This window comes from Bacteroides cellulolyticus (assembly GCF_025567135.1).
Lineage (GTDB): Bacteria > Bacteroidota > Bacteroidia > Bacteroidales > Bacteroidaceae > Phocaeicola > Phocaeicola cellulolyticus.
The window spans coordinates 243205-253346 of the sequence record NZ_JAOQJJ010000004.1; the positions used below are offsets into that span (position 1 = coordinate 243205).

Here is a 10142-nt window from a genome sequence, read left to right on the forward strand (position 1 = left end):
TATCATTTATGAACAAATACTCAAGAACAATTTCTCTGATAGTTTTTTTATTGTTTTGCAAAGCTTTTGCAATAGCATCGGGCAATAATGGCATTACAGATATAACCGTAGATCAGGGATTTCTGACAGCAGGAAAAGGCAATGCAGACCATATTCTGTTGAGAATAAACCTTAAAAGGGATTTGCTTAGGGAAGCTCCTCTCCTATCAGGTTTGAGAATTTCGCTTGATGGAACTACCGACTGCAATGATATTTCATCACTTAAGGTTTATGCTACGCAAACTCCTTTCCTTAACGGTGATATTAAGGCTTATTCATTGTTATTGGCTGAGGCCGGTGCTTCGGCAGAAAACAGTCTCGATATTCCTTTTTCTTCGGATTTCATGCCGTTGAAGGAGGTAAACTATCTGTGGCTTACTGCAGATATTTCGTCTGAGGCAAAAGCCGGAAACAAGATTGATGTCAGGTGTGAAGGTTTGTTGTGCAAGGATGGCTCGCTCATGTCTGTAGAATCTGGAAATCCAGAAGGTATTACATGTATATACGACAGACAGACCATGCTGTTCAATCCGTGGGACAACGGGTCTGAATTCTACAGAATTCCGGCAATGATAGTACTTGAGAATAGTTCCCGGCATAAAGGTCGCATACTCACTGTGACGGACAGACGTTTTAACAGTAATGCCGATTTGCCTAATAAAATAGACCTTGTAGCTAGACATAGCGATGACAATGGGGCTTCGTGGAGTGAAACCAAGACAATAGCCGGAAATTATAACCAGGGACCGGACTATGGATATGGCGATGCGGCAATTGTAGAAACGGAAAGCGATAAGGTGATTTGTCTAATGGCTGCCGACCGTCAGTTCCAGCGTTCTGCTTATGACGACCGTATTAAGGTTTATCAGACATCCAGCAATGATGATGGCGAAACATGGGAGCAGCCTCACGAAATATCTGATGCGATATACGATGCTGTATATAAAGATGCTCCTTCAAAGCTTCAGGGTGTGTTTGTCACTTCCGGAAAGGGACTGTGCCTTAAACATCAGAAAAGAAAATCTGTGAATGGAAGAATTCTGTTTGTAATGGTTTGCAAGTTCACGGACGGCCCTTACTGCAATTATATAGTATATTCTGATGATGAGGGAAAGACATGGAATGTGTCGAAAGAAGCGGCTTTTATTGGCGGTGATGAGGCCAAGCTGGTAGAGGAACATGACGGTACGGTCGTGATCTCTACACGCCGTAGCGGAGAACGCGGATTAAATGTTTCGCACGATGGCGGACTTACATGGGGAAAAGGTTATACTAACAAGGATTTGTGGGGCAACAGCTGTAATGCCGATATGCTGGTATATTCCAAGGATATATATCTGCACACAATGCCTAACGCTGAGAACCGCAGTAATCTGACGATTTATGCCAGCAAGGATAAGGGAAAGACATGGCCGTACAAATACGTGTTCAACAGCCTTCCTGGAGCATATTCCACTATAGTGAAATGTGAAGATGGCTTAATAGGTATATACTATGAGGATGGAACAATGAGTGACCATTATTCGATGAACTTTATTTCCATGCCATTGGAATGGATTTTAAGATAATATTCTGATTGCTTTATAAACAAAAAACTCTGGTACTGTTCTAAGTGTGAAGTACCGGAGTTTTTTTGGTTTATATAATTCTGTTTTTATTTTCTTTGTACTATGCGTGCACCTGCCGGAACGCTTTCTGTAACCCAGATGTTTCCTCCGATGGTTGCCCCCTTTCCTATCGTGATACGTCCCAGTATTGTAGCGTTTGAATATACCACTACATCATCTTCAAGTATAGGATGTCTTGGTATTCCCTTTATAGGATTTCCGTTTTCGTCCATAGGGAAACTCTTTGCGCCGAGGGTAACACCCTGATACAGTTTCACATTGTTGCCTATGATACATGTAGCCCCTATTACCACACCTGTTCCGTGGTCGATAGTGAAGTGATGCCCTATTGTAGCCCCCGGATGTATATCAATACCTGTTTCCGAGTGTGCCATTTCAGTTATTATTCTTGGTATGAGAGGAACGTTCAGAGTATATAGCTCGTGTGCTATTCTGTAGTTTGTAATCGCTCTTATAATCGGGTAACAGCAGATTATTTCGCCAAAACATGTCGCGGCAGGATCGCCGTAATATGCAGCTTCCACATCCGTAGCAAGAATACTCCTTATTTCAGGAAGGCGGCTGATAAATTCAGATGCAATATGGGCAGCCGTATCGCGGCAAGGTTCGTCTTTTGTTTCCATTCCGTTGTTCTCCACTCCGAAGCACAGACCGGCCTGGATCTGTTCGGTAAGCAGTTCGAACAGTCTTTCCAGATTGACTCCGATATGGTAGTTTATGTTCTGGCTGTTGATATTCGACTTTCCGAAATATCCCGGAAACAATATTGCCCTTGACAGGTCGATGATTTCTTCCAGGGCTTTTCCCGAAGGTAAAGGCTCTCCGTCCTTATGTTGGTGGAAAAGTCCGCGGTAAGAGTTGTTGTCCGACAATTTGTCAACAATGTCTGTAAGTATATGCGAATAATCAAATAAGGTCATATTGCTCTGATTTTTATTATATTATTGGCAAAAGTAAAGTATATTTTCTTATTTCGGTAATAAAATGAATATTTTTTGACTGAAAACGTGTTTTGACATAAAATAAAAATACAGTAAATTTGTTCCGCATTAAAATTTATATCCATTATGCCGATAAAAAAGAATAACAATCCTTTTGCTTTCAAGGCCAAGCAGGGAGCAAAGAAAAAAAGCAGTGGCAAACGTATTGGAAAGTCCAAGCCGGAAAAGGCTAACAATCAGTTGAACAGACGTGTGAAATAAAAAAATGATACGATACATGCAACAGTCGCGGCATGATCGTATCATAACTATGATATGGTAATTATTAGAAGTGTCCCTAAAAGAATTTCAATTCATATTTTATTTCGAAGCAAAATTAGGTAACTGATATTACATTTTTGTTTTCTATTTGTTACATCTGTATTTTTTAATTTTTATAGCCGGATATTTTAAGGGCTTCTACAGGATGGTCTGTAGTGATATAATCAACATTCAGTTTGAGCATGTTTTTGATATCTTCCGTATTGTTTACTGTCCATACGTTTACTTTCATACCCAGCTCGTGTGCTTCTTTTACCCATTCAGGCTTTTTTTCGAATACTTTGTAATGATAGTCTATACCATTTATTCCCTTTTCCTTAAGCTCTTTAGGTGAGATATCCCCATTCAGATATGCTATCTCGGATTCTGGAGTTAGTTGTGCCAGGGTCTCACAAATGTATTTGCTGAATGAAATGTATTCCACTTGTTTTTCCATTCCTGCTTCCTTTACCATTTTAACGGCTTTCTCTGAAATTTCCTTTTCCTGTTCTTTTGTCTTGTGAGGCTTGATTTCCAGTATCATCTGTATATCCTTTAACTTCTTTCCTTCTGCAAGATATTCTTTCAGTGTAGGGATTTTTTCTCCGTTCTTCAGCTTTATTCCGTTAAGTTTGCTGTAAGGAACTTCGGCAATTGTTATTCCGTTTACGTTGTCATCGTGGTTCACTACAATCACTCCGTCGCCTGTGAGCTGAACATCAAATTCCGAGCCGTAAACTTTGGCTTCTGCAGCTTTCTTCAGTCCGGTAATTGAGTTTTGGGCAGAATTCTCTGTTTTCCAGTATCCGCGATGAGCTATTATCTGTGTCTGTGCCTGTGCAGTGTAAGTCATGAATGCCAGTGTGCATCCCAAAAGAATGTTTTTTAAATTCATAATTTCAGTATGTTGTTTTATTATCACAAAAGTAAAATGAATTTTGTATGAGCTGAAATTATTGATATTAAATTTGTATATCTTTTTATTTTCAAACTTATTACAAAATATTGGAATATGTTATATCTGGACGTATATGGCACTCCGTCGTACATTTTATATGGCTCAGTATTATAAAAGATAAAAATAGTATTACAAGTTATTTTACTAAAGTATTATTTTTGTGGAAAACTTTAAAGATATGAGAAAAACATTGTTAGCAGCACTCATGCTGATGCAGATGGGCGCATGGGCAAAAGTTGATTTGCCCGAAATTTTGAGTGATAATATGGTATTGCAGCAACAGACCGAAGTTAAACTTTGGGGAAAAGCCAAGGCAAATGCCGAAGTAAGTATCAGTCCGTCATGGACAAACAATATATATACCGTGAAAACGGATAATGACGGAAAGTGGATTGCAGAGATACAGACACCATCGGCAAGCTATACACCATATACCATAACACTTTCAGACGGAGAGGTGACAACTTTGAATAATATATTGATAGGAGAGGTGTGGTTTTGTTCTGGACAGTCTAATATGGAAATGCCTCTGGCTGGTTTCTGGAATTGTCCGATAGAAGGTGCAAACGAGACTATAGCAACTGCTTCACAATGGAAGTGGATACGTGTTGCCACAATAGAGAAAAACGGTCAGTTGGAGCCTGTAGATAGATGTAAAGGAAGCTGGAAGGTAAGTAATCCGGCAAATGCGGGTGCTTTCAGTGCTACAGCATTCAATTTTGCAATGATGATGAACCGCGTGCTGGATATTCCTGTGGGAATTATAAACTGTAGCTGGGGTGGAAGTACCGTAGAGGGTTGGCTTCCGCGTGACATCGTATCGCAGTATAAGGATATCAATCTGAAGAAAGACATCCGTAAGGAAGACGGTCATGACTGGTGGCATTACATGAGTCCTACGCTGATGTACAATGGTATGCTCAAGCCGCTACAGAACTACACTATAAAAGGCTTTCTGTGGTATCAGGGAGAATCTAATGTAGGAAAGCACAAAACATATCCTGAGCGCCTGAAAACGATGGTAGAACTATGGAGAAAGGAGTGGGGGCTTGGTGATCTTCCATTCTATTATGTAGAGATTGCTCCTTTCGGTTCGTGTGAGACTAACGGCAGTGCATTGCTTCGCGAGGCGCAGTTCAAGGCACAGTCAATAATCTCAAACAGCGGTATGATTTCCACCAACGACCTTGTAGAAGAGTACGAAAAGGACAATATCCATCCAAAGGACAAGACAGATGTGGGTAAACGTCTGGCATACATGGCATTGAGCCGCACATACGGATTCAAGGGAATGGAAGATATGGGCCCTGTATATAAGTCAATGGAAGTAAAAGACGGTGCTGCAATTCTTTCGTTCGACCATGCAAAAGACGGTTTCAACCGCCTGAAAGGTATGGAAGGATTTGAGATTGCCGGAGATGATAAAGTGTTCTATCCTGCAGAAGCAGAGGTATATAACAATCTTCAGATAAAGGTTAAGTCGGACAAGGTTAAGAATCCGGTTGCAGTTCGTTACTGTTTCCGTGATTTCAAGCCGGGTAATGTGGCAAATCTTCGTGAGCTTCCTATGTATCCGTTCCGTACTGACAATTGGGAATAATATAGGTTTGTAATATAAATTAAACGCTGTTTAAACGGTATTTTAGAGGTTTATAATACTGTTTAAGCAGCGTTCTTTATATTATTACTTTCGTCCGAAATCGGCAGGAATTTCGCCCCACAAGTCTGTTTGCCATTTCAGGATAGGAGTGGAGTAGGAGTTGTTCTTCAGCCAGTTCTCGGCCCTTTCTATATACTTGAACAGTTCCTCTGTTTTGGCATTTCTCACAAGATTAGTCTTGCATTTCTTTTGTTTCACCCACAGCTGAGCGTTTCTGCTGTCCGAATATATAGGCATGTCAAGACCTTTCTGTTTCAGCAGTGCCAGACCGTGTACTATTGCAAGGAATTCACCAATGTTGTTAGTTCCATACACAGGCCCGAAGTGGAAAATCTGTTCTCCGGTTCGCAGATACACACCGCGATACTCCATCATACCCGGATTTCCGCTACATGCGGCATCTACGGCTATACATTCGAAGTTGAAATTCTCCGGAAGATTTGCTTCCTGTTTTTTGGCAGTGCTTTCTCCGCTTTTTCTGCCGGGAGGGTTCATGAACTCATGCGCAGGTGAAGCAAAGGCGTGCTCTGCTTCTTCCCTCGTATTGAAGGATTTGTAGAGCGCGCCTTTGAAACCTTTTATCTGGAGCTGGCAGTCAGTCCATGAGTCATATACCCCAGGATTTACACCTTTCCAGACTGTATAATATTTCTTTCCTGCCATTATTACATTCTTTCAGGTACTTCGATACCAAGAAGTCCCATAGCCAGTTTCACAACCTTTCCTACGTTCTTGCTCAGTGCAAGGCGGAACACCTTGAGAGCCTCGTTTTCTTCGCGCAGGATGCTGAAATCATGATAGAACTGGTTGTATTCTTTAACCAGGTCGTAGGCATAGTTGGCAATGATAGAAGGATTATAGTCGCTTCCTGCCTGTGCCACTACGTTTCTGAAATCGGCAAGCATCTGTATCAGACCTTCTTCCTTAGTGCTTAACTCAATACCTGTATTAAGTGTTTCAGGAATGTTTATACCAGCTTCTGCTGCCTTTCTCAAAATAGACTGGATACGTGCATAAGTATATTGGATAAATGGTCCTGTATTACCGTTGAAGTCGATAGATTCCTTAGGATTGAAAGTCATGTTCTTTCTGGCATCTACCTTCAGGATGAAGTATTTCAATGCTCCAAGACCTACTATACGTGCTATATCATCAGCTTCTTCCTTAGTCAGACCATCAAGTTTTCCAAGTTCAGCGCTTGTTTCCTTTGCAGTTTCAATCATTGCTTCCATCAGGTCGTCGGCATCGACTACAGTACCTTCGCGGCTCTTCATCTTACCTTCTGGAAGTTCCACCATACCGTAAGAGAAGTGTACAAGGTCCTTACCCCATTCGAAGCCAAGCTTGTCGAGCAGTATTGAAAGAACCTGGAAGTGATAGTTTTGTTCGTTACCCACAACGTAAATCATCTTGTTGATAGGGTAGTCCTGGAAGCGAAGTTTCGCTGTACCTATGTCCTGAGTCATATATACGGATGTACCGTCGCCGCGGAGCAAGAGTTTGTGGTCAAGTCCTTCGGCAGTAAGGTCGGCCCATACAGAACCGTCTTCTTTTCTATAGAAGAAACCTTTTTCAAGACCTTCCATAACCTTTTCCTTACCTTCCAGATAAGTTTCAGATTCGTAGTATATCTTGTCGAAGCTTACGCCCATCATCTTGTAAGTCTCGTCGAAACCTGCATATACCCAGTCGTTCATCATCTTCCACAGGCCGCGTACTTCAGGATCATTAGCTTCCCATTTACGCAACATTTCGCGTGCTTCAAGCATCAGTGGCGATTCTGCTTCAGCCTTAGCCTTGGCTTCTTCTTCGTTCATGCCTTCAGCCATGAATTTAGCGGTAAGTTCCTTTACTTCAGCTTTATAATGCTTGTCGAAGGCCACGTAGTAATCACCAATCAGGTGGTCCCCCTTCTTACCTGATGATTCAGGAGTTTCGCCGTTACCGTATTTCAGCCATGCCAGCATAGATTTGCAGATATGGATACCACGGTCGTTCACGATGTTTGTCTTTACTACCTTGTTGCCGTTTGCAGCCATAACATTAGCCAGTGCGTTACCCAGCAGGTTGTTACGCACGTGTCCAAGATGCAAAGGTTTGTTTGTGTTAGGCGATGAATATTCAATCATTACCAATGGAGACTCGTCTGTAGCGTCTTTAATTCCCCATTTATCGTCCTTATGTATAGTGTTGAGCAGTTCTACCCAAACGTCCGATGCAATAGTCAGGTTCAGGAATCCCTTTATCACATTGAATTCCGCTATTGCCGGTTCGTTCTGTTTCAGATATTCACCTATTTCCTGTGCAGTCTGTTCAGGACCTTTCTTTGACATTTTCAGGAAAGGGAACACAACCAAGGTTAAATGACCTTCGAACTCTTTCTTAGTCTTCTGCAACTGTACCATCTTTTCAGGCACTTCCTGTCCGTACAGTTGCTTGATACCTTGCAGTATCGCTGCTGTCAGCTTGTCTTCTATCTTCATTTATTTCAGTTTTTATTGTTTATCCGGATAATAATGCTGCAAATGTACTAATAAAAAGTGATAATCAGAAACATGTGTGGAATATATTGGATGAAGGTTACAGCCGGTTCAAATTTTACTAATTTCCTCTTCTGACATTCCTGTAATTGCAGCAATAGTACCTATATCCATTCCCATATTCTTCATATTACGGACAATTTCCGTCTGTTTGAGTTTTTCTCCTTCTGCTCTTCCTACTTCCAAACCTTCTGCTCTTCCTTCCGTCCTGCCTTCCGCTCTTCCTTCCGCTCTTCCTACTTCCAAACCTTCCGCTCTACCTTCAGCCCTTCCTTCAGCCCTCTCGGTATTTATATTGTCTCTCAGAATTACGATATTGTCAAGATGTCTGTAGTATGCCTCTTTCTCAACTTTTGTCATATTGTCTATCTTTAGTTTTTCTCTCACGACTTCCAGACCGGGAGCATTTGCCCCTTCCGGTATTTCTCCTGTGTTCAGATAATAAATCCATTCCTCTAGCGGAGTTTTTGCCACTTTATTGAAGTCGTTTACTTTCAGGATATAATATTCCGGATAAAGTTGGCTTACTTCATCTACCTTGAATGTCTGTTTTTGGAACGGACTCAGTTCCAGAATGTCGTTAGTATGAATTCCGCGGAATTCTGTTTTACCGTGATAAACAATGTCCTTTCCGTGTCCGAGAGTGAAATAGACGATATTTATACTGTATATTTTTCTAACCTTGTCGTATCCTTCTCCTCTGTTTATGTATTCAGTCACCAGTTTTGATGTACCGAAAAGCATTCTTTGGAAGTAGGAAGAGCGGAAGGNTTACAGCCGGTTCAAATTTTACTAATTTCCTCTTCTGACATTCCTGTAATTGCAGCAATAGTACCTATATCCATTCCCATATTCTTCATATTACGGACAATTTCCGTCTGTTTGAGTTTTTCTCCTTCTGCTCTTCCTACTTCCAAACCTTCTGCTCTTCCTTCCGTCCTGCCTTCCGCTCTTCCTTCCGCTCTTCCTACTTCCAAACCTTCCGCTCTACCTTCAGCCCTTCCTTCAGCCCTCTCGGTATTTATATTGTCTCTCAGAATTACGATATTGTCAAGATGTCTGTAGTATGCCTCTTTCTCAACTTTTGTCATATTGTCTATCTTTAGTTTTTCTCTCACGACTTCCAGACCGGGAGCATTTGCCCCTTCCGGTATTTCTCCTGTGTTCAGATAATAAATCCATTCTTCTAGCGGAGTTTTTGCCACTTTATTGAAGTCGTTTACTTTCAGGATATAATATTCCGGATAAAGTTGGCTTACTTCATCTACCTTGAATGTCTGCTTTTGGAACGGACTCAGTTCCAGAATGTCGTTAGTATGAATTCCGCGGAATTCTGTTTTACCGTGATAAACAATGTCCTTTCCGTGTCCGAGAGTGAAATAGACGATATTTATACTGTATATTTTTCTAACCTTGTCGTATCCCTCACCTCTGTTGATGTATTCAGTCACCAGTTTTGATGTACCGAAAAGCATTCTTTGGAAGTAGGCATATTCGTTGTTGTTCTGCACTTCTATCAGGATTAGGTTTCCTTTTGAGTTTTCCGCCAGCATATCCACACGGTTATACTTGTCATATTCCTCTTCCTGATTGCTTTCGCTTTCCAGCAGGTTCTTTATGGTTATTTTTTCGTTCAGTAGGGTAGTGAGCAGTCCTTCCAGTACCTGAAAGTTTGCCTTGTCCCTAAGCAGGCGTTTCATTGCCCAGTCGAATCTGATATAATTTCCCATAATTTAAAATATTTTGATTTGTGCAAAAGTATTATTTCAAATCTTGTTGATTTCCTCTTCCGTCATTCCTGTGATGGCAGCAATAGTACCTACATCCATCCCCATATTCTTCATATTACGTGCAATTTCCGTCTGTTTGAGCTTTTCTCCTTCCGCTCTTCCTTCAGCCCTTCCTTCCGCTCTACCTTCAGCCCTCTCGGTATTTATATTGTCTCTCAGAATTACGATATTGTCAAGGTGTCTGTAGTATGCCTCTTTCTCTACTTTTGTCATATTGTCTATCTTTAGTTTTTCTCTCACGACTTCCAGACCGGGAGCATTTGCCCCTTCCGGTATTTCTCCTGTG

General features: G+C 41.3%; 8 protein-coding genes and 2 pseudogenes. 3 read left to right on the top strand and 7 right to left on the bottom strand.

All coding sequences use genetic code 11. The features are described 5' to 3' along the window. Positions 1–8 precede the first annotated feature (8 nt). Positions 9–1607 carry a sialidase family protein gene (locus OCV82_RS06775; protein ID WP_154043695.1) on the top strand — a complete coding sequence of 533 codons (1599 nt, stop codon included), beginning with the start codon at positions 9–11 and terminating at the stop codon, positions 1605–1607. Positions 1608–1693: 86 nt separating this feature from the next. Here the strand turns inward: OCV82_RS06775 and OCV82_RS06780 are convergent, their stop codons facing one another. Then, entirely contained in the window at positions 1694–2587 is an 894-nt protein-coding gene (locus OCV82_RS06780) for a serine O-acetyltransferase (RefSeq protein ID WP_154043696.1), read from the bottom strand. A 147-nt stretch (positions 2588–2734) separates the two neighbouring features. Between OCV82_RS06780 and OCV82_RS06785 the strand changes: the two genes are divergently transcribed. After that, a complete protein-coding gene (locus tag OCV82_RS06785; RefSeq protein WP_258322903.1) occupies positions 2735–2869 on the top strand; it encodes a hypothetical protein in 135 nt (44 codons plus the stop codon). 166 nt (positions 2870–3035) lie between these two features. On the opposite strand, the gene OCV82_RS06790 is transcribed toward OCV82_RS06785, so the two are convergent. After that, positions 3036–3803 carry a glycerophosphodiester phosphodiesterase gene (locus tag OCV82_RS06790; RefSeq protein WP_154043697.1) on the bottom strand — a complete coding sequence of 256 codons (768 nt, stop codon included), beginning with the start codon at positions 3801–3803 and terminating at the stop codon, positions 3036–3038. Positions 3804–4044: 241 nt separating this feature from the next. Between OCV82_RS06790 and OCV82_RS06795 the strand changes: the two genes are divergently transcribed. Further along, positions 4045–5466 (top strand): sialate O-acetylesterase, encoded by a 1422-nt coding sequence (locus tag OCV82_RS06795; RefSeq protein WP_154043698.1) that lies wholly within the window; start codon positions 4045–4047, stop codon positions 5464–5466. Between the two features lie 84 nt (positions 5467–5550). Here the strand turns inward: OCV82_RS06795 and OCV82_RS06800 are convergent, their stop codons facing one another. The 5 genes and pseudogenes from OCV82_RS06800 to OCV82_RS06820 form a co-directional block, all read right to left on the bottom strand. Further along, complete coding sequence (locus tag OCV82_RS06800; protein ID WP_154043699.1) at positions 5551–6189, bottom strand: ribonuclease H1 domain-containing protein; 639 nt, start codon at positions 6187–6189, stop codon at positions 5551–5553. 2 nt (positions 6190–6191) lie between these two features. After that, the gene (argS, locus tag OCV82_RS06805; RefSeq protein WP_154043700.1) at positions 6192–8009 is read right to left on the bottom strand and encodes an arginine--tRNA ligase; all 1818 of its coding nucleotides are present in this window, start codon (positions 8007–8009) and stop codon (positions 6192–6194) included. A 108-nt stretch (positions 8010–8117) separates the two neighbouring features. Further along, a pseudogene (locus tag OCV82_RS06810) lies at positions 8118–8825 on the bottom strand (hypothetical protein); the annotation flags it as partial. 23 nt (positions 8826–8848) lie between these two features. After that, on the bottom strand, positions 8849–9796 hold the full coding sequence (locus OCV82_RS06815; protein WP_154043701.1) for an Rpn family recombination-promoting nuclease/putative transposase: 948 nt from the start codon (positions 9794–9796) through the stop codon (positions 8849–8851). A gap of 36 nt (positions 9797–9832) precedes the next feature. Next, positions 9833–10142: pseudogene (locus OCV82_RS06820) on the bottom strand (hypothetical protein); the annotation flags it as partial.

Coding starts and splice junctions, on each gene's coding strand:
- OCV82_RS06800 (WP_154043699.1), bottom strand. CDS start 6,189: ATGGCAGGAAAGAAATATTATACAGTCTGGAAAGGTGTAAATCCTGGG.
- OCV82_RS06780 (WP_154043696.1), bottom strand. CDS start 2,587: ATGACCTTATTTGATTATTCGCATATACTTACAGACATTGTTGACAAA.
- OCV82_RS06785 (WP_258322903.1), top strand. CDS start 2,735: ATGCCGATAAAAAAGAATAACAATCCTTTTGCTTTCAAGGCCAAGCAG.
- OCV82_RS06795 (WP_154043698.1), top strand. CDS start 4,045: ATGAGAAAAACATTGTTAGCAGCACTCATGCTGATGCAGATGGGCGCA.
- OCV82_RS06815 (WP_154043701.1), bottom strand. CDS start 9,796: ATGGGAAATTATATCAGATTCGACTGGGCAATGAAACGCCTGCTTAGG.
- argS (WP_154043700.1), bottom strand. CDS start 8,009: ATGAAGATAGAAGACAAGCTGACAGCAGCGATACTGCAAGGTATCAAG.
- OCV82_RS06775 (WP_154043695.1), top strand. CDS start 9: ATGAACAAATACTCAAGAACAATTTCTCTGATAGTTTTTTTATTGTTT.
- OCV82_RS06790 (WP_154043697.1), bottom strand. CDS start 3,803: ATGAATTTAAAAAACATTCTTTTGGGATGCACACTGGCATTCATGACT.